Annotated in this window: 22 protein-coding genes; 13 read left to right on the top strand and 9 right to left on the bottom strand. The window is 57.5% G+C overall.

The window, feature by feature from the left end:
* The first annotated feature begins 198 nt into the window (after positions 1-198).
* Positions 199-2,301 (top strand): elongation factor G, encoded by a 2,103-nt coding sequence (gene fusA / locus NB069_RS11305; RefSeq protein ID WP_250583580.1) that lies wholly within the window; start codon positions 199-201, stop codon positions 2,299-2,301.
* Positions 2,302-2,315: 14 nt separating this feature from the next.
* The gene (locus NB069_RS11300) at positions 2,316-2,933 is read left to right on the top strand and encodes a serine protease (RefSeq protein WP_250583578.1); all 618 of its coding nucleotides are present in this window, start codon (positions 2,316-2,318) and stop codon (positions 2,931-2,933) included.
* Here the strand turns inward: NB069_RS11300 and NB069_RS11295 are convergent.
* The gene (locus NB069_RS11295; RefSeq protein ID WP_250583576.1) at positions 2,927-3,502 is read right to left on the bottom strand and encodes a flavin reductase family protein; all 576 of its coding nucleotides are present in this window, start codon (positions 3,500-3,502) and stop codon (positions 2,927-2,929) included. The genes NB069_RS11300 and NB069_RS11295 overlap by 7 nt on opposite strands.
* A gap of 136 nt (positions 3,503-3,638) precedes the next feature.
* Between NB069_RS11295 and NB069_RS11290 the strand changes: the two genes are divergently transcribed.
* The 5 genes from NB069_RS11290 (at position 3,639) to NB069_RS11270 (ending at position 8,452) form a co-directional block, all read left to right on the top strand.
* Positions 3,639-4,331 (top strand): ABC transporter ATP-binding protein, encoded by a 693-nt coding sequence (locus tag NB069_RS11290; RefSeq protein ID WP_250583574.1) that lies wholly within the window; start codon positions 3,639-3,641, stop codon positions 4,329-4,331.
* Positions 4,328-5,296 carry an ABC transporter substrate-binding protein gene (locus tag NB069_RS11285; RefSeq protein WP_250583572.1) on the top strand — a complete coding sequence of 323 codons (969 nt, stop codon included), beginning with the start codon at positions 4,328-4,330 and terminating at the stop codon, positions 5,294-5,296. Before NB069_RS11290 ends, NB069_RS11285 begins: the two co-directional genes overlap by 4 nt.
* Before the next feature lie 38 nt (positions 5,297-5,334).
* Positions 5,335-6,990 (top strand): ABC transporter permease, encoded by a 1,656-nt coding sequence (locus NB069_RS11280; RefSeq protein WP_250583571.1) that lies wholly within the window; start codon positions 5,335-5,337, stop codon positions 6,988-6,990.
* A 72-nt stretch (positions 6,991-7,062) separates the two neighbouring features.
* Positions 7,063-7,908: an N-hydroxyarylamine O-acetyltransferase gene (gene nhoA / locus NB069_RS11275; protein WP_250583569.1), complete on the top strand. Its 846-nt coding sequence runs from the start codon at positions 7,063-7,065 to the stop codon at positions 7,906-7,908.
* Between the two features lie 94 nt (positions 7,909-8,002).
* Positions 8,003-8,452 carry a hypothetical protein gene (locus tag NB069_RS11270; RefSeq protein WP_250589498.1) on the top strand — a complete coding sequence of 150 codons (450 nt, stop codon included), beginning with the start codon at positions 8,003-8,005 and terminating at the stop codon, positions 8,450-8,452.
* 328 nt (positions 8,453-8,780) lie between these two features.
* Here the strand turns inward: NB069_RS11270 and NB069_RS11265 are convergent, their stop codons facing one another.
* Both NB069_RS11265 and NB069_RS11260 read right to left on the bottom strand, forming a co-directional pair.
* Positions 8,781-9,941, bottom strand: coding sequence for a hypothetical protein (locus NB069_RS11265; protein WP_250589428.1), 1,161 nt, complete (start codon positions 9,939-9,941; stop codon positions 8,781-8,783).
* Positions 9,942-10,182: 241 nt separating this feature from the next.
* A complete protein-coding gene (locus NB069_RS11260; protein WP_250589497.1) occupies positions 10,183-10,767 on the bottom strand; it encodes a TetR family transcriptional regulator in 585 nt (194 codons plus the stop codon).
* Positions 10,768-10,881: 114 nt separating this feature from the next.
* Here NB069_RS11260 and NB069_RS11255 point away from each other — a divergent pair, with 114 nt between their 5' ends.
* A complete protein-coding gene (locus NB069_RS11255; RefSeq protein WP_250589427.1) occupies positions 10,882-12,369 on the top strand; it encodes an MFS transporter in 1,488 nt (495 codons plus the stop codon).
* A 96-nt stretch (positions 12,370-12,465) separates the two neighbouring features.
* Here the strand turns inward: NB069_RS11255 and yddG are convergent, their stop codons facing one another.
* A complete protein-coding gene (gene yddG, locus NB069_RS11250; protein ID WP_250589426.1) occupies positions 12,466-13,353 on the bottom strand; it encodes an aromatic amino acid DMT transporter YddG in 888 nt (295 codons plus the stop codon).
* Between the two features lie 220 nt (positions 13,354-13,573).
* Between yddG and fdnG the strand changes: the two genes are divergently transcribed.
* Genes fdnG through fdnI form a run of 3 tightly spaced genes read left to right on the top strand, consistent with a single transcriptional unit; the run spans position 13,574 to position 18,166 of the window.
* Complete coding sequence (gene fdnG, locus NB069_RS11245) at positions 13,574-16,621, top strand: formate dehydrogenase-N subunit alpha (protein ID WP_250589425.1); 3,048 nt, start codon at positions 13,574-13,576, stop codon at positions 16,619-16,621.
* A gap of 11 nt (positions 16,622-16,632) precedes the next feature.
* A complete protein-coding gene (gene fdxH, locus NB069_RS11240) occupies positions 16,633-17,517 on the top strand; it encodes a formate dehydrogenase subunit beta (protein WP_250589424.1) in 885 nt (294 codons plus the stop codon).
* Complete coding sequence (gene fdnI, locus NB069_RS11235; protein ID WP_250589423.1) at positions 17,510-18,166, top strand: formate dehydrogenase-N subunit gamma; 657 nt, start codon at positions 17,510-17,512, stop codon at positions 18,164-18,166. Before fdxH ends, fdnI begins: the two co-directional genes overlap by 8 nt.
* Before the next feature lie 99 nt (positions 18,167-18,265).
* Here fdnI and NB069_RS11230 read toward each other — a convergent pair whose 3' ends face one another.
* The 3 genes from NB069_RS11230 to ppk2 form a co-directional block, all read right to left on the bottom strand.
* A complete protein-coding gene (locus NB069_RS11230; RefSeq protein ID WP_250589422.1) occupies positions 18,266-18,589 on the bottom strand; it encodes a CcdB family protein in 324 nt (107 codons plus the stop codon).
* Positions 18,589-18,777, bottom strand: a complete 189-nt coding sequence (locus NB069_RS11225; protein ID WP_250589421.1) for a type II toxin-antitoxin system CcdA family antitoxin — start codon at positions 18,775-18,777, stop codon at positions 18,589-18,591. The genes NB069_RS11230 and NB069_RS11225 overlap by 1 nt, the downstream gene beginning before the upstream one ends.
* A 174-nt stretch (positions 18,778-18,951) precedes the next feature.
* Positions 18,952-19,770 (bottom strand): polyphosphate kinase 2, encoded by an 819-nt coding sequence (ppk2, locus tag NB069_RS11220; RefSeq protein WP_250589420.1) that lies wholly within the window; start codon positions 19,768-19,770, stop codon positions 18,952-18,954.
* A gap of 200 nt (positions 19,771-19,970) precedes the next feature.
* Between ppk2 and araJ the strand changes: the two genes are divergently transcribed.
* Positions 19,971-21,146 (top strand): MFS transporter AraJ, encoded by a 1,176-nt coding sequence (gene araJ, locus NB069_RS11215; protein ID WP_250589419.1) that lies wholly within the window; start codon positions 19,971-19,973, stop codon positions 21,144-21,146.
* Positions 21,147-21,228: 82 nt separating this feature from the next.
* Here the strand turns inward: araJ and NB069_RS11210 are convergent, their stop codons facing one another.
* Complete coding sequence (locus NB069_RS11210; protein WP_250589418.1) at positions 21,229-22,431, bottom strand: NAD(P)/FAD-dependent oxidoreductase; 1,203 nt, start codon at positions 22,429-22,431, stop codon at positions 21,229-21,231.
* Between the two features lie 200 nt (positions 22,432-22,631).
* Between NB069_RS11210 and NB069_RS11205 the strand changes: the two genes are divergently transcribed.
* Positions 22,632-23,138, top strand: a complete 507-nt coding sequence (locus tag NB069_RS11205; protein WP_250589417.1) for an RrF2 family transcriptional regulator — start codon at positions 22,632-22,634, stop codon at positions 23,136-23,138.
* 75 nt (positions 23,139-23,213) lie between these two features.
* Here the strand turns inward: NB069_RS11205 and adhP are convergent, their stop codons facing one another.
* On the bottom strand, positions 23,214-24,224 hold the full coding sequence (adhP, locus tag NB069_RS11200) for an alcohol dehydrogenase AdhP (RefSeq protein ID WP_250589416.1): 1,011 nt from the start codon (positions 24,222-24,224) through the stop codon (positions 23,214-23,216).
* Between the last annotated feature and the right edge of the window lie 167 nt (positions 24,225-24,391).

Genomic DNA, 24,391 nt, shown 5'->3' with positions numbered 1-24,391 from the left:
GTTTCGAAGCGGCCTGTTCCCCCTCACCCTAACCCTCTCCCTCAAGGGAGAGGGAACCCTTTGCGCCCCATCATCATACTCAACCGGCCCTCACCGTAAATCACCCGTCCCCCTGTTTACAGGGCACTACACTGATCTACATACCCGCACGCGCTAACCCAGCGCGTGCTTTTCATGTCCATAAAAGAAGGATGCATCATGATCCGGCCCATTCCTCTTGAGCGTTATCGCAACATCGGTATCTCGGCGCATATTGATGCAGGTAAAACCACCACCACAGAGCGCATCCTTTTCTATACCGGGGTGAGCCATAAGATGGGGGAGGTCCACGATGGCGCGGCGATCACCGACTGGATGGCCCAGGAGCAGGAGCGGGGGATCACCATCACCTCGGCGGCGGTGAGCTGCTTCTGGTCCGGCATTGATCGCGAGTTTGAGCCGCACCGCATCAATATCATCGATACTCCCGGCCACGTCGATTTTACTATCGAGGTGGAGCGCTCCATGCGGGTGCTGGACGGCGCGGTGATGGTCTATGACTCGGTGGGGGGCGTGCAGCCGCAGTCGGAAACCGTCTGGCGTCAGGCCAATAAATACCGGGTGCCGCGCATCGCCTTCGTGAACAAGATGGACCGCCCGGGCGCCGATTTCTTTCACGTCGTGCAGATGATGATCGACCGGCTGAAAGCCCATCCGGTGCCGATTGTGATCCCCATCGGCGCGGAGGATCATTTCACCGGGGTGGTCGACCTTATCCACATGCGGGCCATACTCTGGGATGACGCTACCCAGGGGATGACCTTCAGCTATGCCCCGGTGCCGGAGGATCTGCTGGCGACTGCGCAAGCCTGGCGGGAAAAAATGGTCTCGGCCGCGGCGGAAGCCAGCGACGAGCTGATGGATAAATACCTCGAAACTGGCGATCTCGACGAGGCGGAAATAATCCGCGGCTTACGTCAACGCACGGTGGCCGGGGAGATACAGCCGATGCTGTGCGGCAGCGCCTTTAAAAACAAAGGGGTGCAGCGGATGCTCGATGCGGTGATCGAGCTGATGCCGTCCCCCCTCGACGTGCCCGCTATCGACGGGGTGGATGAAAAAGGCCAGCACGCCGAGCGTCATCCCAACGACGACGAACCTTTCTCGGCGCTGGCGTTCAAGCTGATGTCCGACCCCTACGTCGGCCAGCTGACCTTTATCCGCGTCTACTCCGGGGTGCTGAAAAAAGGGGACGCGGTCTTTAACCCGGTGAAGGGGAAGAAGGAGCGCATCGGGCGCATCGTGCTGATGCACGCCAACGACCGTCATGACGTCGAGGAGCTGCGCACCGGGGATATCGCCGCCTGTGTGGGGCTGAAAGATGTCACCACCGGCGACACCCTGACCGACCCCAGTGCGGTGATCACCCTTGAGCGGATGGAGTTCCCGGACCCGGTGATCTCCCTCTCCATCGAGCCGAAAACCAAGGCCGATCAGGAGAAAATGGGCATCGCCCTGCATCGTCTGGCGGCGGAAGATCCTTCGTTCCACCTGCATACCGACGACGAGTCCGGCCAGACCATTATCTCCGGGATGGGGGAGCTGCACCTGGAGATCATCGTCGACCGCATGAAACGCGAGTTCGGCGTCGAGGCCAACATTGGCCGTCCGCAAGTGACCTACCGGGAGACCATCCGCAAAGCGGTAAGCGACGTCGAAGGCAAATTTGTCCGCCAGTCCGGGGGTAAAGGGCAGTACGGCCACGTGGTGCTTAGCCTCGAGCCCCAAGAGCCGGGCAGCGGTTTTGCCTTTGTGGATGCCACCAAAGGCGGGGTGGTGCCGCGGGAGTATATTCCGTCGGTAGAGAAAGGGCTGCGGGAGGCGATGAACAGCGGCGTGCTGGCGGGCTACCCGGTGGTGGATATCAAAGCGACCCTGACCTTCGGTTCCTATCACGACGTCGACTCCTCGGAGATGGCGTTTCGCATGGCGGCGATCTTTGGCTTTAAGGAGGCGGCGCGCAAGGCCGACCCGGTGATCCTTGAGCCGATGATGCACGTGGAGGTAGAAACCCCGGAAGAGTACGCCGGGAATATCATGGGCGACCTCTCGTCCCGGCGTGGGCTGGTGCAGGGGATGGAGGAGCAGTTCGGCAGCCAGATCATCCGCGCCGACGTGCCGCTGGCGGAGATGTTCGGTTATGCCACCACGCTGCGGTCGATGTCGCAGGGGCGGGCGACCTACAGCATGGAGTTTCATCACTATGCCGAAGCGCCGCGCATCGTGGCCGATGAGATCATCGCCGGACGCGCGAAAAAGTAGCGACCGGGCGAACCATGAAGCGCCTGCATCTCGCTCTCGCCGTCATCACCGCCCCCCTGTTGCTGCTGGGGTGCGTGGTGATGACCGGCACCAGCAAAACCGACTTTGCCGCCACCAGACAGGCGGACATGGTCTTTATCGGGCTCCCGGCGCCGCTGAACTGGTTGGTGGCCGGGATGCAGGGCACCACGTTTCCGGTCTCCAGCACCCTATCGCTTACCGCCGCCCACGTGGCGGTGCCGCTGCTGAAGCCGATCAAAGCCCAGCACCCCATCTGCGATGTGGCGGTCATTGCCGATAATAATCTCGGGAAAATCGTGCATCAGCTGGCTTACGCCCGGGCCGGGCGCAACGTCACGCTGTTCGGCTACAGCGCCATTAACAGCCTACCCAAATCCAGCCGGGGCAAGATCGACGGCTTCGTTAAGCGCAACGGCTGCTACTACGGGATTATCACCGGGGCGGGGGCGGTCTCCGGCATGTCCGGCGGGCCGGTGATCGACAGCCTGACCGGGGAGGCGGTGGGGATCATCACCAACGTCATCCCGGGGGAAGGGGCGGTGGTTTTTATCGCGGTGCAGGATTTTACCAACCTGCTGGACCGGATGCGCATTCCCTATAAAACTTACTGACCCGGCGCCTTCACCTGCTTCCCGCTGGTCACAAACGTCCCGGCGCCGAGATGATGCAGGGTGTTGCGCTTATCGTCGTCAAACTGCCAGCGTCCGGCCACGAACGCCTGCTCGTCTGCGGCGGCAGAGACCACCTCGCCAAACAGGGTGTCATACTTCTCTGCGGTGGAGGTGGCGGGCAGAAGACGGCACTCCATCCACGCCAGACACTTCTCCTCGATCACCGGCAGGCCCAGCACCGGGCCGTTGATGACCGGGATACCGTAGCAGTTGAACTTGTCTTCATCGCGCCCGCTGACGCTGCCCACGGCATAGGTCCAGTTGGTGGCTGCCACGCCGGGGATGACGATGCCGAACATGCCGCTGCGCTCAATCAGCTCCCGCGACCAGGCGCTTTTATCCACCACGATGGCGATGCGCGGCGGCTCAAACTCTACCGGCATCGACCAGGCGGCGGCCATGACGTTGCGGCGGCCAAGGGTGTCGTCGCGGCTGGTGATCAGGATGGTCGGGCCGTGATTCAACAGGCGGCTGGCGTGTATTAACTCAACGGGGCGGAAGTGGCTCATCAGTTTTCCTCGCAGGACGGGTGCAGGCATTAAACGCCTGAAAGCCATCAGAAATCAATACGCAACAAACACGTCATTTTTTCGTCACACAAGCTGCCTAGAGTGGCGAGCATCAAATCCCAAAGAGGATAACAATATGCTCACGTCCATCTCGCTCAACGGCGTGTCGTACGCTTTTGGCGCGAATACCGTATTGAATCAAATCGATCTGCATATCGAGCCGGGTAGCGTGGTTGCGCTGCTGGGGCCGTCGGGCTGCGGGAAAAGCACCCTGTTGCGTCTGCTGGCGGGGTTAACCCAGCCCGCACAGGGTGAAATCCATTTTGGCGATCGTCTGGTGGCGAAAACCGGCTGGGCACTGCCGCCGGAAGCCCGGGACATCGGCATGGTATTCCAGGATTACGCCCTCTGGCCGCATATGACCGTGGCACAGAATGTGATGTTCCCGCTGAAAATGCGCAACTTCCCGCGTCAGGAGCGCGACAGCCGTGTCGGGCAGGCGCTGGCGCGCGTCGGCTTAAGCGATTTCGCCGAACGCAAACCGGCCGGGCTCTCCGGCGGCCAGCAACAGCGCGTGGCGCTGGCCCGGGCGATTGTCGCGGAGCCACGGATGCTGCTGTTTGACGAGCCGCTCTCCAACCTCGACAGCGAACTGCGCGGAAGTTTGTGCCATGAGATGGCCACGCTGCTGCGCCAGCTCGGCACCACCGCCGTCTATGTTACCCACGACCGCCGGGAGGCTGAAATCCTCGCCGACCGCATCGTGCATTTGTCTGCTGGCAGCGTTGCTGCCGATCGTTTGATTACAACCTCTGGGGAGTTCGCATGAAAGCTGCAATGTCCGTCAAAAAAGGAGTGCTGTTAGCCATGGCGTTATCGTCCGTTATGATGTCCAGCGCCCACGCGCTGACCCTCTACACCGCGGGGCCGGGATCGCTTGCCAAAAATCTGGCCAGCGGATTTGAGAAGAAAACCGGCGTGAAGGTGGATGTCTTCCAGGCCACCACCGGCAAAGTAATGGCCCGGCTCGAGGCAGAGCAGGCCAACCCGCAGGCCGATATTCTGATCTCCGCCTCCTGGGATACCGCAGAAGATCTGCACAACCGTGGCTGGCTGCTGCCGTATCAGAGCGCTAACGCGGCTAACGTGCCCGCGGATCTGAAATCAGACGACTTCGTGGCCCAGGGCGTGTCGGCGTTAGGCATCGTCTGGAATACCAAAAGCGGCACCCCGGAGCCGAAAGAGTGGCGCGATCTGACCACCGACGCCTTCAAAGATAAAGTCACAACGCCGGACCCGGCGCTGTCAGGCGCGTCGCTGGACCTGCTGATCGGGCTGCAAAATGGCATGGGCGATAAAGCCTGGAGCCTGTTTGATGCGTTGAAAAAGAACGGCATGGTGGTGAGCGGCCCGAATGCGCAGGCGGTAACGCCGGTGATGCAGGGGGCGAAAGCGGCGGTGTTCGGCGCCGTGGACTACGTCTCGTACGGCAACATCAGCCAGGGCGAATCCCTGAAGGTGATCTTCCCGGCCAGCGGCACCGTGATTGCCCCGCGTCCAATGATGATCCTCAAATCCACTCAGCACGCCGATGATGCCAAAGCCTTTGTGGATTACGTTCTGTCGCCAGAAGGCCAGGCGATGGTGGCCGATGCCTGGCTCATGCCCGCCCGTGGCGACGTGCAGGCCAAACGTCCGCTGCTTAACGATCTGAACATCCTGCCGACCAAAAGCGACGGAAGCAGCGAGCGCAGCGACATCCTCAAGCGTTTCAACACGCTCTTTACCTTATAATCACAGGACGGGGGCAACCCCGTCTTCAGGACTGCTTCGTGAATCCTAAATATCTTTCGGTGACGACGCTGGGGCTACTGCTGATCCTGGTGGCGTTTCCGCTCACCTTTATACTGCTGCAGGCGGTGTTCCCGCAGTTCAGTGCCGGGCAGTTTTCCGGGGCGTTTAGCGGCATCAGCACGCTTCTGGCCGAGTCGCAGCTGCCGGGCATGCTGAGCGGAACGCTGCAAATCGCCCTCGGCGTGGCGCTGGTCAGCGCCCTGATCGGCTTTCCCCTTGGCGTGGCCCGCGGCCTGTTCAACCTGCCGCTGCCAAAGCTCTGGGACCTGCTGTTCCTGATCCCGTTTTTAACCCCGCCCTATATCGCCGCGCTATCGTGGATGCTGGTGCTGCAAACCAACGGCTATCTGCAACAGCTAACCGGGCTCAACCTCAACGATCTGCTGTTCAGCAAGAGCGGTATAGTGCTGGTGATGGCCCTGAACATCTTCCCGGTGGTCTATTTTGCCGTGTCCCGCAGCCTGCTGGCGAGCGGACAGCGTCTGGCCCAGGTGGCCCGCGTCCACGGCGCCAGCCCCGGTCGGGCCTTCTGGCATATCACCTTACCGATGCTCTCACCGTCGCTGGCGGCGGGGATGCTGTTGGCCTTCACTCTGGCAATCGAAGAGTTTGGCGTGCCCGCAGCCCTCGGGACGCGCGCTGGCGTGCTGATGCTGACCACCGATATCGAGAAAAAGCTCGCCGACTGGCCGATCGACCTCTCGGGTGCGTCGATGCTCTCGGTTGTGCTGGTGGCTATCGCCCTCAGCGCCTGGTGGCTGCAGAAAAAGCTGACCGGTCATCAGGATGTGACCAGTATTACCGGGAAACCGACGGAGAACATGGGGGCGAATGCGGGGGTGTTTACGCTGCCGCTTGTCGCGCTCATGGCCCTGGTGGGGGGTATCGCGGTGATCCTGCCGGGGGCGTCGATGGCGCTGTCCGGCGTACTGGGAACCTTGTCCGGCGGGGTGACGCTGACGAACCTGACCGCCGCCCACTATGCTGCGCTCTTCAGTCAGCAGGGGGATGCGCTGTCTGCGCTGGGCACCAGCCTGTCGCTGGCTCTGGGCGCAGCCTGTATCACCGGAGCGCTGGGGCTGCTGGCCGCCTGGCTGGTGGTGGTGCAGAAGATCAAAGGCCGCGGATTGCTGGATGCGCTGTCCCTGATGCCTGCCGCCTTGCCGGGCGTGGTGGTCGGGGTGGGGCTGATCCTGCTGTGGAACCGCCCGTTCTGGCCGGTGTCCCCTTATAACAGCTGGGCGATATTGCTGCTGTCCTATTGCTGCCTGCTGCTGCCGTGGCCGGTGCGCTATGTGGGCAGCGCGCTGCGCCAGCTCGGGGGTAATCTCGAGCCCGCCGCGCGGGTGCATGGCGCCTCGGCATTGCAGGCGCTGCGGTTTATCGTGTTGCCGCTGGTCTCTCCGGCAATGCTGGCGGCGATGCTGATGGTATTTGCTATTGCCTCCCGGGAGCTGGTCACCTCGCTGCTGCTGGCCCCGGCGGGTACGCAAACCGTGTCGGTGTTTATCTGGCGGCAGTTCGAGCAGGGCTCCGTCGGGCAGGGAATGGCCATGGCCACCCTGACGCTGCTGACCGGGCTGGTGTTGATGCTGACCGCCCTCGGGATCATGCAGCGCTCAACGCGCGGGTAAAAAGCACTTTTGCGACAGTGGGCGGAGAAATATAGTTTATAAACAAGGAAGCACTGGACAAGGAAACTGACTATGACCCCGTTTTTGACTGCGTATTTCGTCCGTACCGGCTGGCAGCAGCCGGTTTCTGTGGATATCGCCACCCTGCGAGCGCTGCATCTGCATCACAACAGCGCCATCCCGTTTGAGAATATTGATGTGGTTCTGCCCCGTGAGATCCAGCTCGACGATCAATCCCTGGTCGATAAGCTGGTCACCGCCCGCCGGGGCGGGTACTGCTTTGAGCAGAACGGCCTGTTCGAGCGGGTATTGCGCGAGGTGGGTTTTAACGTACGCAGCCTGCTGGGCCGGGTGGTGCTGGCGAATCCGCCCCACATGCCGCCGCGCACCCATCGCCTGCTGCTGATCGATCTGGAGGGGGAACGCTGGATCGCCGACGTGGGGTTTGGCGGGCAGACCCTGACCGCGCCCATTCGTCTGATTGCCGAAGAGGAGCAGGCGACGCCCCACGGGCTGTACCGGCTGATCAACGACGGCAGCGACTGGGTGCTACAGTTCCGTCATCACGAGCACTGGCAGTCGATGTATCACTTCGATCTCGCCGCACAGTATCAGGCCGATTACGTGATGGGCAACTTCTGGTCCGCGCACTGGCCGCAGTCCCATTTCCGTCATCATCTTTTGATGTGCCGCCATCTTCCCGACGGCGGCAAGCTGACCCTCACTAACTTCCACTTCACCCACTGGCAGGAGGGTCACGCGGTGGAACAGATTAACCTGCCGGATGCGGCAGCGCTGTATCAGCTGATGCAGGAGCGGTTTGGGCTGGGCGTAACCGATGCGAAGCACGGCTTTACCCTGGCAGAACTGACGGCGGTGATGGCCGGGTTTGAAACCCATCCGCAGGCGGGGAAATAGGGCGGGAAACCCGTTGGACCTCCAGCAGGACTTAAGTCTGATACAATGGCGCCACTCAGATAATTTACCCGTCATCATCACAAGGCAAAGAGATATGGAAATCTTATCGCAGAATAAATTCAGCTCGCTGGGTATGCTTTTAGGCGCCATCGCCCTGGTACTGGGCATTGTGCATTTCTCATTAGGGCCTTTTTCCTCGCCGCCGCCAACCTTACAATCGGCGATCGCTAACCAGGTGAATGCCGTTAAAAAAGGCATCACCGCTGGCTTAAAGGGGGAGCAGCCGGAGGTGGCCGAAAATAAACGCGTAAATATTGATAAGATTCTGCACAATGGCGGGATTGCGCTGGCGGTGGTGGCGCTGGGGCTGGCCTTTATTGGCGGTATGCGCAAGGAAAATCGCTGGGGGATCGTGGGCGCGTTGGTTTTTGCGGGCGGAACGCTGATGTTTCACGCCGCACTATTTGGTATTGGGATTGTTTGCGCGATCCTGCTGCTGTTTTTGATTATTTCCTTCCTTCAGGGGACATTATCCGGTCTGTAGCTTCGGTAACTGTCCCATACATGCAACAAAAGGATCTGTCACAGATCCTTTTCTTTAATATCGGCAGAGCCTTCTTACTACAGTTAAACGTTATTTTTCCGCGCCACAAATTTCCTCTATTCTATGCATTCCATTCTCATAATAATATCCTGTGACGTAGGTAGACAATGCTTCTCTGAGTTGCTTGCAGGTTATACCCGCTTTATATAATGCCAGGACAACAGGCGAACCCGTTTCTTCTGTATAAAAACCGTGAGCTAACTGAGAGGGCGACCAGGATGCTCGATGTAATACGATATCATTCATAATGGCCGTCAGGACTTGAGGATTAACGCCATATTTTTTTTGCTCTTAAGATAGCCTTTTCGAGGACCGGGTTATTGTTATTTTTATCTACATAATCAGCCCATTGCACCACATTTTTCTGCAGTATAGCCTGGATAACAGGTTGTGGAGCATACTCAACAAGGTATTCCCACAGCGTTTTAGAGTAGTCGGCGGCAGGTTTCTCCGTAAGAACGCCTGGCGCTGCAGCGATATTATCCGCACTCGTTAACATACCCAGTAGCGCTTCGGCCTGAATGCGATATATGCGTTTTTCAGGGGGATGGTATTGCCATAAAAATTGAATAATATCCTTATTGGTCGTCGCCAGAATTCTGGCGTAAACCTTGTCCGTTAATAACTCAGGCATTTTGTCGAGTATAACTTTTGCGGTAGCGTTATATTGCTGTGTTTGTTCTTCATTCGGCGTAGCAGAGAAATAAAAATGTTCATCCAACGGATTGTTTTTAGTAAGAAAGAGACGGTTGTTTTTTGCCTGTTCAGTACTGCCATCCAGTTGTTCGCTAAATACGCGAAGCGCATTAAAATTATGGCGCTCTACCGCTATTGAGAAAATGAAACCCTGAAACGCATATGTTTGAAATGGATTTGCGCCTTTCGCCAGCAATCCCCGATAGGTTGTTTCAGGCATATCATAGGACTTCACCGCTTCAAATAACATTTGCTGTCGAAACGATGCGTCCTCAAGCCGGCGATTAAATGCTTCACCACTCTGATTGATATGGTGTAGCTGATGCATATCTCTGCCAGTCTGCAGTTCAGAAAGTAGAGCGGGTTTAAAGATATGTATCAGGACTAAAAACACTGTCAAGGCAAAGATATGGCCCCATAATAGCCCGCCAAGGATAGCCTGTCTTGTTCGGAAAATAAGAGAGCAAATGACCGTTCCTCCCAGCGATGCAAGACTCGCGGAGGATAATAAGCTAATATTTGTATCAACGTTGTAGAAGTTCAGTCCCAACCCTATGAATAAAGTGGCCAAACATTGAGGTAACAGCAACCATAGTAAGAGCAGACGGCTTTTTTTATTTCTGAAAGCTTTAATAAGGAAAAGTAAAATGATCGCTCCCATTAACCAGGGCGCAGAGAGTAGCAAAAATGCAATAAAAATATCAAATAGGGTAAATTTAACGACACTAAGCATGCTTAACTTTCCTTGTTAAGTGTTATTCCTTGCCAGCAAACTACTGTAGTTGTCATCGTCAGGTCAATACTTCAGCTAAAACGCAGGGGACAGTTTCAGGCCGGGCCGCAGCCAACACCCGGCACAGAAATGGTCATCGCGGGTAGGCCCGCTGGCTGTAAACCCGGAATGGGAGCCTTAAAAAGCGTCTTTCCCTGGCCGGGCGGGCAGAGCAACGTTCTGCTTTGCCCGCTGTAAAACGTTAGCGTTGAGAAAAAAGCTCTAAGCCGATCGCTCTGTCCAGATGACGGAAGAGCGCCGACCCGGCCATCTCAGCCATCCCCAGCACATACATACCATCAAGGCCGCACACCAACGCGATCAGCCGCCATGCGATATCGGCTGCGTGGTCAACGCGTAAAAATTCACCCGCAACACCGCCCTGTTCAATAATGGCGACGGTCTCTTCATGCCACATATGCATGGTCAGCAGGTAGGCGCTTTTGATCTCAGCATCCCTTACAGCCTCAATCTGCGCCTCACGCCAGAGTTTAATGTAGGGTTCAAATCCGCCGTTTTCACTGCCGAGCATGGCGTGCAGTCGTTCGCGCCAGCTGGCGTTTTCTGCCACTATCTCGGCATCCAACAGGGTGCGGATCAGGCGCACAAAGGCCTGGGCTTTCAGCTCGCCAGCAGAGGAGAAGTGATGATGGACCTGGCCTGTCGCCACTTTTGCCTCGGCGGCGATACGTCTGACGGTCATCGCGGTAAAGCCCTCGTTTAGCGCTACGCGCATGGCGGCCTGAAGGATCTCTTCCCGCCGTTCGTCCTTACTCAGATAGCTCATTTTTTTCACTCTCGATCCCGGGACAACGAGTGTAACAAAAAGCTGGACATGCGTTCAACTTTACGTAGGATCCCATTCTGGACATGTGTCCAGTTTCGGATAATAAGGAAATTTATGTTTCGTCAGTGGTTAGCGTTAGTGATTATCGTGCTGGTCTATATCCCGGTCGCGATTGACGCCACGGTGCTGCACGTTGCGGCGCCGACGCTGAGTATGACCCTGGATGCCACCGGCAATGAACTGCTGTGGATCATTGATATCTACTCGCTGGTGATGGCCGGTATGGTGCTGCCGATGGGGGCGCTCGGGGATCGCATTGGCTTTAAGCGCCTGCTGATTATGGGCAGTAGCCTGTTCGGGCTGTCGTCGCTGGCAGCGGCATTTGCGCCCACGGCAGGGTGGCTGATCGCGGCGCGGGCGCTGCTGGCCGTCGGTGCGGCGATGATTATTCCCGCGACGCTTGCCGGGATCCGCACGCTGTTTGCCGACGCGCGTCAGCGCAATATCGCCCTCGGCGTCTGGGCGGCGGTGGGGTCGGGCGGGGCAGCTTTTGGCCCGCTGATCGGCGGCATGCTGCTGGCGCATTTCTACTGGGGCGCGGTGTTTCTGATCAACGTCCCGATTGTGCTACTGGTGGTCTCCCTGGCGGCGCGTTTTGTACCCGCGCAGCAGGGGCGGCCCGAGCAGCCGCTCAATATCACTCATGCCTTGATGCTGATCGTGGCGATTTTGCTGCTGGTCTACAGCGCCAAAACCGCGTTAAAAGGAGCGCCTTCGCCGTGGCTGGTGGCGGGCACGCTGGTGACGGGCGCAGCGTTATTGTGTGTTTTTGTACGTATCCAGCTGCGCGCCCGCACGCCGATGATCGACATGCGGCTTTTTGGCCATCGTGTGATTTTAAGCGGCGTGGTGATGGCGATGACGGCGATGATCGCCCTGGTGGGTTTCGAACTGCTGATGGCCCAGGAGCTGCAGTTTGTCCACGGCTTCACCCCCTTTGAAGCGGGAATGTTTATGCTGCCGCTGATGGTTGCCAGCGGTTTCAGCGGGCCGATTGCCGGGGTTTTGGTGGGACGTCTGGGGCTGCGGATTGTGGCGACCGGCGGCATGGGGCTGAGCGCGCTTAGCTTTATCGGGCTGTCGATGCTCGATTTCAGCACCCAACAGTGGCAGGCCTGGAGCCTGATGGTGTTGCTGGGATTCAGTGCGGCGAGCGCGCTGCTGGCCTCCACCTCGGCAATCATGGCCGCCGCGCCAAAAGAGAAAGCCGCTGCCGCCGGGGCGATTGAGACCATGTCCTACGAGCTGGGCGCGGGGCTTGGGATCGCTATCTTCGGTCTGCTGCTGACGCGTAGCTTCTCGGCATCTATTGAGTTGCCGAACGGGCTGGACGCCACGCTCGCCGGACATGCTTCATCTTCCATCGGCGAGGCGGTAAAAGTCGCGCAGGACTTGCCGCCTGCGCTGGCGGAATCCGTGATAGAGGCGGCTAAAACGGCGTTTATCACCTCCCACAGCGTGGCGCTGGGCAGCGCCGGCGGGATGCTGCTGGTGCTGGCTGTGGGGATCGGGTTTAGCCTTTCGAAGGTATCGCCGCGGTAAAACACGCCTGGCGGTGCTACGCTTGCCGGGCCTGGAAGGGGACGCCGTAGGCCGGGCAAGCGAATGCGCCGCCCGGCGTTGCAGGCCGCAGAAACGTCAACCCACCCGCGACCGCGTCGCATACCAGCACAACAGCGACCCGGCACACACCAGCATCGCCCCCTGCCAGAAACTCAACGACAGCGGGGCGCTCAGCAGTACGGCTGCCAGCGCTGCCGACAGCACCGGGGTAAAATAGGATGCCGCCGCCAGCAGCGTCACGTTGCCGTGCAAAATTCCAATATTCCACGACGCGTAACCGAACCCCAGCGCCACGCCGCACATCAAAAGCTTTATTACCACCGGCAGGCTAAACACCATCTCAGGCTGATCGCTGAAGGCATATTTCAGCCACAGGGTTAGCGCCGTCAGCAGCACAAACAGCGTGATCCCATTCTGGCCGTTGGCGTATTTGCTGGTTACGGTACAGTAGGCCGCCCAGATAAACGCGCCAGCAAATGCGAGGCCGTAACTCAGCGGGTTAGAGACAACGTTACGGGTAATCTCAGTCGGGTTGAGCCCGTTCTCGCCGCCCAATACCCAGCTGACCCCCAGCAGGGCGATAATCAGACCCGGGATCACCCACAGGGTGGATCGCTGGCCGTTGAATAAAATGGCGAACACGATGGTCAGGCTTGGCCAGAGGTAATTCACCATCCCCACCTCAATCGCCTGATGGCGGGTGGCGGCGTAGCCTAACGACAGGGCAAGACAGATCTCATAGCTGACGAACAGCACGCTGCCGGCGATCAGGTATCGTGGCGAGAAACGTCGCAGGTTGGGGAAGCCTACCGTCACCAGACAGAGTAAACCGCTGAGTGTATAAATTGCCGCCGCGCCCCCGACCGGGCCCAATCCCTCACTGACACCTCTGATCAGGCCCACCATCGTGCTCCAGAGCACAATCGCGGCCAGACCGATCAGGGTGGCTCTTTTTCTGTCCATCATCTTTCCACTGGCTATACATTTCAGGGGCAAATTTATAGCACTCTTTCAGTACCTTCCGCGAATGAAACTGCGCTGCAGTAACTCTTTAGGATGAGTAAAAGTCATAAGCGCTGACTATTAAGAGGGCGAAGATCGGCGATATTGATTTGCCGCAAAAAAAACAGGGGCTTTGCTGTTAGTTTTCCGCCGGACTTCTCAATTGCTAACGAGGACAACGATGGACGTCAGTCGCAGACAGTTTTTTAAAATCTGCGCGGGCGGTATGGCCGGAACAACAGTAGCCGCTCTGGGGTTTGCCCCCAAAATGGCGCTGGCTCAGGCGCGCAACTATAAGTTGCTGCGTGCCAAAGAGATCCGTAACACCTGCACATACTGCTCCGTGGGATGCGGGCTATTGATGTATAGCCTGGGTGATGGCGCAAAGAACGCTAAAGAGTCGATTTATCATATTGAAGGCGACGCCGATCATCCGGTCAGCCGCGGGGCGTTATGCCCGAAAGGGGCCGGTCTGCTGGACTATGTCCACAGCGATAACCGTCTGCGTTACCCGGAATACCGCGCGCCAGGCTCCGATAAATGGCAGCGGCTCTCCTGGGATGAAGCCTTCACCCGCATCGCGAAGCTGATGAAAGCCGACCGCGATGCCAACTTCGTCGAGACCAACGAGCAGGGCGTGACGGTCAACCGCTGGCTCTCAACCGGGATGCTCTGCGCCTCTGCGGCAAGTAATGAAACCGGCATGCTGACGCAAAAATTTGTGCGCTCACTTGGCATGCTGGCGGTAGACAACCAGGCGCGCGTCTGACACGGACCAACGGTAGCAAGTCTTGCTCCAACATTTGGTCGCGGTGCGATGACCAACCACTGGGTTGATATCAAAAACGCTAACGTCGTGGTGGTGATGGGCGGCAACGCCGCGGAAGCCCATCCGGTGGGATTCCGCTGGGCGATGGAAGCGAAAAACAACAACGAAGCGACGCTTATCGTCGTCGATCCGCGCTTTACGCGTACGGCATCGGTGGCAGATATCTATGCGCCGATCCGCTCCGGTACGGACATTACGTTCCTCTCCGGCGTGCTGCTGTACCTGATTGAAAATAACAAGATTAACGCCGAGTACGTTAAGCACTACACCAACGCTAACCTGCTGGTGCGGGAGGACTTTGCCTTTGATGACGGGCTGTTCAGCGGCTATGACGCCGAAAAACGCCAGTACGATAAGTCCTCCTGGAACTACCAGTTCGATGAGAACGGCTACGCCAGACGCGATGAAACCCTGACCGACCCGCGCTGCGTGTGGAACCTGCTGAAACAGCATGTCTCCCGCTATACGCCGGAGGTAGTGGAGAACATCTGCGGGACGCCAAAAGCGGACTTCCTGAAAGTGTGTGAAGTGCTGGCCTCCACCAGTGCCGCCGACCGAACCACCACGTTCCTGTACGCGCTGGGCTGGACGCAACACACCGTGGGTGCGCAGAACATCCGCACCATGGCGATGATCCAGCTGCTGCTTGGCAACATGGGCATGGCTGGTGGCGGGGTGAACGCCCTGCGCGGTCACTCCAACATTCAGGGGTTAACGGATCTGGGACTGCTGTCCACCAGCCTGCCGGGCTATCTGACGCTGCCGTCTGAAAAGCAGACCGACCTGCAAACATACCTGGCGGCGAACACGCCAAAAGCGACGCTGCCGGACCAGGTCAACTACTGGAGCAACTATCCGAAGTTCTTCGTCAGCCTGATGAAATCCTTCTACGGCGATGCGGCGCAGAAGGAGAACGACTGGGGCTTTAACTGGTTGCCAAAATGGGATCAGTCTTACGACGTCATCAAGTATTTCAACATGATGGCGAAGGGCGATGTGACGGGCTATATCTGCCAGGGCTTTAACCCGGTGGCCTCGTTCCCGGATAAGAACAAAATTGTCGCCAGCCTGAGCAAGCTGAAGTACATGGTGGTGATCGACCCGCTGGTTACCGAAACCTCGACCTTCTGGCAGAACCACGGCGAGATGAACGACGTCGATCCTGCCGCCATTCAGACTGAAGTATTCCGTCTGCCGTCCACCTGCTTTGCGGAAGAGGACGGCTCCATCGCCAACTCCGGCCGCTGGCTGCAGTGGCACTGGAAGGGGCAGGACGCGCCGGGTGAAGCTCGCAACGACGGCGAAATCCTTGCCGGGATTTACCATCGCCTGCGCGAGATGTACCGCGCCGAAGGCGGTAAAGGCGTCGAGCCGCTGCTGGGGATGAACTGGCACTACAAACAGCCGGATCACCCTGAGTCGGAAGAGGTGGCGAAAGAGAACAACGGCGTGGCGCTGGCCGATCTCTATGACGCCAACGGCAATCTGGTGGCGAAGAAAGGCCAGCTGCTGAACAGCTTTGCCCATCTGCGTGACGACGGCACAACGGCCTCGTCGTGCTGGATCTACACCGGCAGCTGGACGGAGCAGGGTAACCAGATGGCCAACCGCGATAATGCCGACCCGTCAGGGCTGGGCAATACGCTGGGCTGGGCCTGGGCATGGCCGCTAAACCGTCGGGTGCTGTACAACCGCGCGTCGGCGGATATCAACGGTAAACCGTGGGATCCGAAACGGATGCTGATCCAGTGGAACGGCAGCAAGTGGACCGGGAACGATATTCCGGACTACAACACCGCCGCGCCGGGCAGCAACACCGGGCCGTTTATCATGCAGCCGGAAGGGCTGGGACGTCTGTTTGCCCTTGATAAGCTGGCGGAAGGACCTTTCCCGGAACATTACGAGCCGATGGAAACGCCGCTCGGGACTAACCCGCTGCACCCGAACGTGGTCTCCAGTCCGGTGGTTCGTGTCTACCAGGAAGACGTGGTGCGTATGGGTAAGAAAGATAAATTCCCGTACGTCGGCACCACCTATCGCCTGACCGAGCATTTCCACACCTGGACCAAGCATGCGCGTCTGAACGCCATCGCCCAGCCGGAGCAGTTTGTGGAGATAAGCGAAACCCTGGCGAAGGCCAAAGGCATTGCCAACGGCGATCGCGTCAAGGTCAGCAGCCAGCGCGGGTTTATTCGCGCCGTGGCGGTGGTGACCCGTCGCCTGCAGGCTCTGAACGTTCATGGCCAGCAGGTGGAAACCGTGGGTATCCCACTGCACTGGGGCTTTGAAGGGGTGGCGCAGAAGGGCTATATCGCCAACACCCTGACGCCTGCGGTCGGGGATTCCAACTCGCAAACGCCGGAGTATAAGGCGTTTCTGGTTAACATCGAGAAAGGCTAAGGAGCGAAAACATGTCGATGGAAACACAAGACGTCATCAAACGCTCCGCCACCAACGGTATTACCCCCGCGCCTCGTGCGCGGGATTACAAAGCGGAAGTGGCAAAGCTTATCGATGTCTCCTCCTGCGTGGGCTGCAAAGCCTGCCAGGTGGCCTGCTCGGAGTGGAACGACATCCGCGACGAGGTGGGGCACTGCGTTGGGGTTTACGATAACCCGGCCGATCTGAGCGCCAAATCCTGGACGGTGATGCGCTTTAGCGAAACGGAGCAGAACGGCAAACTGGAGTGGCTGATCCGTAAAGATGGCTGTATGCACTGCGAGGATCCGGGGTGTCTGAAAGCCTGTCCGTCCGCCGGGGCGATTATTCAGTACGCCAACGGCATCGTCGATTTCCAGCAGGATAACTGCATCGGCTGCGGGTACTGCATCGCCGGGTGTCCGTTCAACGTGCCGCGCCTGAGCAAGGAGGATAACCGGGTCTACAAATGCACCCTGTGCGTGGATCGCGTCAGCGTTGGCCAGGAGCCAGCCTGCGTGAAGACCTGTCCGACCGGGGCAATCCACTTCGGCACCAAAAAAGAGATGCTGGAGGTAGCGCAGCAGCGCGTCGATAAGCTGAAAGCGCGCGGCTATGCCCATGCGGGGGTGTATAACCCGCAGGGCGTGGGCGGCACGCACGTGATGTATGTCTTGCACCATCGGGATCAGCCGGAGCTGTATCACAATCTGCCGAAGGATCCGGCGATTGATACCTCCATCAACCTGTGGAAAGGGGCCCTGAAGCCGCTCTCGGCGGCGGGCTTTATCGCTACCTTTGCCGGGTTGATTTATCACTATATTGGGATAGGGCCGAACAAAGAGGTAGATGACGAGGAGGAGGAGCATCATGAGTAAGTCGAAGATGATTGTGCGCACGAAGTTTATCGACCGCGCCTGTCACTGGACGGTGGTGATCTGCTTCTTCCTGGTGTCGTTGTCGGGGATTTCGTTCTTCTTCCCGACCCTGCAGTGGCTGACGGAGACCTTCGGTACCCCGCAGATGGGGCGCATTCTGCATCCGTTCTTTGGGGTACTGATTTTCGTGGCGCTGATGTTTATGTTCGTGCGATTTGTGCATCACAACATTCCCGACAGGCAGGATATTCCCTGGCTGAAGGGCATTGTCGAAGTGCTGAAGGGCAACGAGCATAAAGTCGCGAAGGTAGGCAAATATAACGCCGGGCAGAAGATGATGTTCTGGACCATCATGAGCATGATCTTTGTGCTGCTGGTGACCGGGGTGATTATCTGGCGTCCGTACTTTGCGCAGTACTTCCCGATGCAGGTGGTACGCTACAGCCTGCTGATCCACGCCACGTCGGCCATTATCTTAATTCACGCCATTCTTATTCATATGTATATGGCGTTCTGGGTTAAGGGTTCGATCAAAGGAATGATTGAAGGGAAGGTGAGCCGCCGCTGGGCGCAGAAACACCACCCACGCTGGTACCGGGACGTAGAGCGCATGGAAGCGCAAAAAGAGAGTCGTGAAGGCATGAAGTAATCCCTTCGCCTGTTGTGCCCGGCGGCGCTGCGCTTGCACGGGCCTACGGGTCAGGTTCCCCCGCTCCGGGCTGTGGTTCGGAGCGGGTTTTATGGGAAGTCAGGTGTTGGTGATTAAGGCGTCAATTACAGCAACGACCCGGGTTCTCGCACTTTGCATGTTGGTCACATAATAGTTATTGGTAAGTTTCTTTTTCTCAACGCTGGTAATACCCGGCGTATTCATGAATAGCGTCAGGAAATCGATATTAATAAGCGCAGCCGCCGGATTAATATGGCCTGATAGATTATTTCGATAACTTAATGGCAGTATTAAACGGGTTGACAGGTCATCGTAATAATCATGCTGAATTACCATCAGGTAAGGGTGTAATTCACAGGTTTTGGCTGACGGATTACGGTATACATCAAACTGGTAGCACATTAGATCCCTCCGAAAAAAGGATCATCAGATAATAAGCCTGCTTTTGCGACAAACTCATTCATAGCTCGCATGAATTCCTTATCGCGTTTCCGTTGTTCGATTCGTTCCTCCGGGGTTAATGCCGGGCGCGGCGTGGCGCCGGTTAAATGCTCTTTGACTGCGGTGTTTTTCGGGGCATCCACTTTCATTGTTATTGTCTCCTGTACTGGTGCGTTAATTATCAGTCACCCACACTCAAAAACAATACTGTTTCGCCTGGTAATTTAAAAAATGCGAGGCGGCGTCCAGGTAAATGCAACGCTCTGAAATTTTGAAGGGGATGTGTGAATCACCCTCCCGATATTTTATCGGAAGGGTGATATTCAGAACTTCTCTTTAATGTAACGGAACGGATAAGCTGTTGGTTTAATTTTGCCGATTTTACGTTTCGGTAATTTAACCTCTTCTTCCGGCAGGTCTTTATACGGAATTTGCGACAGCAGGTGCGAGATTATATTCAGCCGCACGCGCTTTTTATCCTCCGAGCGGGCGACAAACCACGGCGCCCAGGCGGTGTCGGTGGCGGCGAACATGGCGTCACGCGCTTCGGTGTACTCATCCCATTTGGTAAAGGATTTGATATCCATCGGGGAGAGTTTCCAGGTCTTGCGTCCGTCATTTATGCGATCGCGCAGGCGTCGCTCCTGCTCTTTGGGCGTCACTTCCAGCCAGTATTTGATCAGAATAATGCCCGCATCGACCATCGCTCTTTCGATAATGGGGGCACCGTCGAGGAACTTTTCTACCTGCTCTTCGGTACAGAAACCCATGACCCGTTCCACGCCCGCGCGGTTGTACCAGCTGCGGTCGAAGATCACGATTTCTCCTGCTGAGGGCAAATGGGGGACGTAGCGCTGGAAATAGAGCTGGCTCTTCTCTTTCTCTGTCGGAGCCGGCAGCGCCACCACCCGGAAGACGCGCGGGCTGACGCGCTCGGTCAGGGCTTTAATGGTGCCGCCTTTGCCCGCGCCGTCGCGGCCTTCAAACACCACGCACACCTTCAGGCCTTTGCTCACCACCCACCGCTGAAGCTTAACCAGCTCCACATGCAGGCGATGCAGCTCTTTTTCATACTCCGTGCGTTTAAGGGGGACGGGAGGCGGTGTCGTCGCAACGGTTTTGCTTTTCTTTTTATCTGCCATGATGCGTTCCTTTCAGGGATTCGGCCGGGACGGTGAGACATAACACTTTGAAGTGTAATCAGGGCCGGGCGGAGTGGTGGAAAATATTCACACCCCACCCGAAATAATGGATGAAGCTGCCAGGGCCGTGATTTGAACTGGTTCACCCCACAAGATTGTTCAATAATGGCTGTCGCAATTTTTTAACAAGTGGTTGTGGTATGAAAAAGACGGTCTTTTCGTTAGCACTTGGTACCTTCGGTCTGGGGATGGCCGAGTTTGGCATTATGGGCGTACTCACCGAGCTGGCGCGGGACGTGGGGATCTCCATTCCGTCTGCCGGGAATATGATTTCGTTTTACGCCTTTGGCGTGGTGATTGGTGCGCCGATTATCGCGATCTTTTCCAGCAAGTTTTCGCTGAAAACCATTCTGCTGTTCCTGGTGACGCTCTGTCTCATCGGCAATGCGATTTTTACTTTCTCAACCTCCTACACCATGCTGGCGATCGGACGGCTTGTTTCTGGCTTTCCGCACGGTGCGTTCTTCGGAGTCGGCACCATCATTCTTTCCCGCATTGTGCCGCCCGGCAAAGTGACCCTGGCTGTGGCGGGGATGATTGCCGGGATGACGGTGGCCAATCTGGCGGGCGTGCCGCTGGGCACCTGGCTTGGGCACCAGTTTAGCTGGCGCTACACCTTCTTCCTCATTGCCGCCTTTAACCTGCTGGTGCTGCTCTCTGTGGCGCTGTGGGTCCCCCAGACGTTCGATAACTCGCAGACCCGCCTGAGCGAGCAGTTCCATTTTCTCAAAAAGCCGGAGCCGTGGTTTATCTTTGCCGCCACCATGTTCGGTAACGCCGGGGTTTTCGCGTGGTTCAGCTTCGTTAAGCCGTTTATGATCAACGTGTCCGGCTTTTCCGAAGGGGTGATGACCGCGATCATGATGCTGATGGGCCTTGGCATGGTGCTGGGCAACCTGTTCAGCGGCAAACTCTCCGGCCGCTACAGCCCGCTGCGGATCGCGGCGATGACCGACCTGGTGATTGTGCTTTCTCTGCTGCTGCTGTTTGCCCTGGGTGATAGGCCTGTGGCCTCGCTGGGGATGGGCTTTATCTGCTGTGCCGGGCTGTTTGCGCTATCGGCACCGCTGCAGATCCTGCTGCTGCAAAATGCCAAAGGTGGGGAGATGCTCGGTGCGGCAGGCGGCCAGGTAGCGTTTAACCTTGGCAGCGCCATCGGGGCGTACTTTGGCGGGATGATGATTACCCTGGGCTTCAGCTGGAGTTACGTGACGTTACCGGCGGCACTGCTGTCCTTCCTGGCGATGTCGTCGCTGCTGATTTACGGATATCTGAAAGCCCGGCGGGCGGGAGAGACCACTCGGGCATTAGCCTGAGCCGCGCATTGCCCGGCGGCGCGGTGCCGCCGGGCCTACCGCTCTTAGGTTTCCAGGCCGATAAGGGCTGAATCAACCCACACTAAACGAATTTGGCCAGCGGATCGGCGGCGGCAAAAGCCTGGCTGCGGTCGGCAGCAGGTGGGTAGATCAGCTCGTTGGTGATAGCAATTTTGATTTTCTTCGCCTCATCGCGCACGCACTGCACCGCCTGTTCCCAGCCTTCGGTATAGACCGCGCCCCAACCGCCCAGATCGAGGCAGGTGACATAGTTCACCTGACGATAAGGATAGGGTGCCACATTAAGGAGACTGGCCGCGGCGTTATGCCCGGCGAATTTCCCGAGCTGGATCGCGTGCTGGCAGGTCATCAGCGCAGTATTGCCCTTATCGTCGGTTCTGGCGTGGGCCATATCGCCGGTGGCGTAGACGTCCGGGTGGGCGGGTACCTGCAGATTATCGTTAACTTTCAGGCGACCCTGAGGGTCACGTTCGCCGGTAATCTGCTGGCTGAGCGGGTTTGCTTCAACCCCCGCCGTCCAGACCACCGTTGCGGTGGGGATGCGCTCGCCGTTCTTGAGCGTGACGCCGGTGGCATCAACCGCTTCGATTTCGCTATTAAGCCGCCACTCTACGCCCAACTCAAGGCTGGCTTCTTCGATGGTGCGGCGCAGCTCTTCGCTAAAACGTGCGCCGATAACCGCACCGCGTTCAACTACGATAACTTTAGTCTGCGTATTATTACCAAAACGGGCCCGGAGACGGGCTGGGAGTTCGGTCGCCAGTTCTATGCCGGTAAAACCGCCGCCGCACACTACCACGGTGTTGCGCTCCGGCGTGGCAGGGCGTGACACCAGCGAATCGAGGTGTTGCTCAAATAGCTGGGCGGATTCCAGCTGGTCGATATCAAATGCATACTCCGCCAGACCCACAATGGCAGGACGACGGGTCTGGCTGCCCGTGGCAACTATCAGGCGGTCGTAAGTAGCCAGCGTCACGTTGCCCTGATTATCGAGATACCAGACGCTTTTTTCTTTCGTATCAATACGTTCAGCAGACCCGGCAATAAAGTTAATCTTCAGTGCGGCAAAGAGATTGTGCAGCGGGGCGGCAAAGTCAGCCACCTGTTCTTCGTAAAAGCGCGGGCGAATCCGCAGCTCTGCACGGGGAGCCAGCACGGTAATCTGCAGATCGTGATCCCCTTCAATATCGGCCAGACGTGCGGCACTCACCGCCGACCACATACCTGCAAAACCACTACCCACAATTAAAATTTGCTTCTTCATCTTCGATCCTTTTTCGCATCATGCCGGGTGGCTGATTAACACGGACTATATCTGTCGTAGTTAACTGCGACAAGATCTTTCTGAGTAAAAAAATATTTTTCAATGAAAAACAGTGGTTTATGCGAAACGCAGCGCGTAGATTGTTTTTATTGGTGGCAACATCGCTATAATGACCCGGATTAATAACTTCGGAGTACGCCATGGCTTTTTACAGTTCCGGTGTCGAGTACGGCATTCATAGCCTGATGAGCATGGTGGATGCGAAAGGTAACGATCGCGAGATGAGCGTCAGGGAGATGGCGGCGTTACAAGGCGTGCCCTATGACTATCTTGGCAAGATCTTCACCCGTCTGTCGCGCGCCGGATTAGTGAGCAGCACCGAAGGCAAGGGCGGTGGTTTCCGTCTGGCGCGGCCTGCGGAACTGATTACCATGCTGGATGTGGCGCAGGCTATTGATGGCAACAAGAATATGTTTGAGTGCCGGGAAATACGCCAGCGGCTGGCCATATTTGACGAAGCGCCTCCGGCATGGGTGTGTGATGGACCGTGCGGCGTGCGCTCGGTGATGGACAGCGCCCAGCAACGGATGGAAGAAGAGCTGGCGCGGCATACCATTCTTGACCTGGCGCGCAAAATGTACCGCAAGGCTCCGGATACGTTTCAGATTGAGGTGCAGGAGTGGATTACGGATCGAAGAAATTCGTAGGCCCGGCAAGCGCAGCGCCGGGTAGTCTGAGCCCATCACTCAGGCCCTCTCCCCGTTGGGGGAGAGGGAACAACATTATGAACGGAAATCAATCACCATACGGCCACGGATCTGGCCTTGCTCCATCTCTTTAAAGATGGCGTTAATATCGCCCAGCGGACGCAGCGCCACTTTCGGCACAACTTTGCCTTCGGCCGCAAACTGGAACGCCTCAGTGAGATCCTGACGGGTGCCGACCAGCGAACCCACGACCTGAATGCCGTCCAGCACCAGACGCGGAATATCCAGGCTCATCGCTTCCGGCGGCAGACCGACGGCCACCACGCGGCCACCGGCGCGAACGGCATCGACCGCGGAGTTAAAGGCCACTTTCGCCACCGCCGTTACCACCGCAGCGTGGGCACCGCCGGTTTTTTCCTGAATGAATTTAGCGGCATCCTCATTACGGGAGTTGACCACCAGATCGGCCCCCATGCTTTCGGCGAGCTTCAGCTGTTCGTCATTCACATCCACGGCGATCACTTTGGCGTTAAACACGTTTTTCGCGTACTGCAGCGCCAGGTTACCCAGACCACCCAGACCGTAGATAGCGATCCACTGGCCCGGCTTGATCTCAGAGACTTTCACCGCTTTATAGGTCGTTACCCCGGCACAGGTGATGCTGCTGGCGGCGGCGGAGTCCAGTCCGTCCGGCACTTTTACCGCATAGTCGGCGGTAACGATGCACTCTTCAGCCATGCCGCCATCCACGGAGTAGCCCGCGTTCTTCACGGTACGGCACAGGGTTTCGTTGCCGGAGTTGCAGTATTCGCAGTGACCGCAGCCTTCAAAGAACCAGGCTACGCTTGCGCGATCGCCCGGTTTCAGCGAGGTGACGCCCGGGCCAACTTCCTTCACCACGCCAATGCCCTCATGCCCGAGGATCACCCCGGTCTTATCGCCAAAATCGCCGTTCTTTACGTGAAGATCGGTGTGGCATACACCACAGCACTCCATCTTCAGCAGCGCTTCGCCGTGGTTTAGCGGGCGCAGGGTTTTCTCGGTCACTTCTACCTGATGATCTTTTGTCACGACAGCAGCTTTCATATGGTTCTCCATTTTCATATTGCGGATCTGCAAGGCAGGTTAGATAAGACGAAATACCCATTAAGGATTAAGTTTTTTAATGAATGTGACAAGGTCGCAGCAACATAATGTAATAATTTATCTGCTCTTTTGCGGCTTCGCTGAAGCAAATAAACTAATGACCTCAT

This window comes from Leclercia adecarboxylata (genome assembly GCF_023639785.1).
Classification (GTDB): Bacteria; Pseudomonadota; Gammaproteobacteria; order Enterobacterales; family Enterobacteriaceae; genus Enterobacter; species Enterobacter adecarboxylatus_D.
The sequence above is the reverse complement of the archived record's forward strand: the minus strand, read 5'-3'. Positions and strand labels throughout refer to the sequence as shown.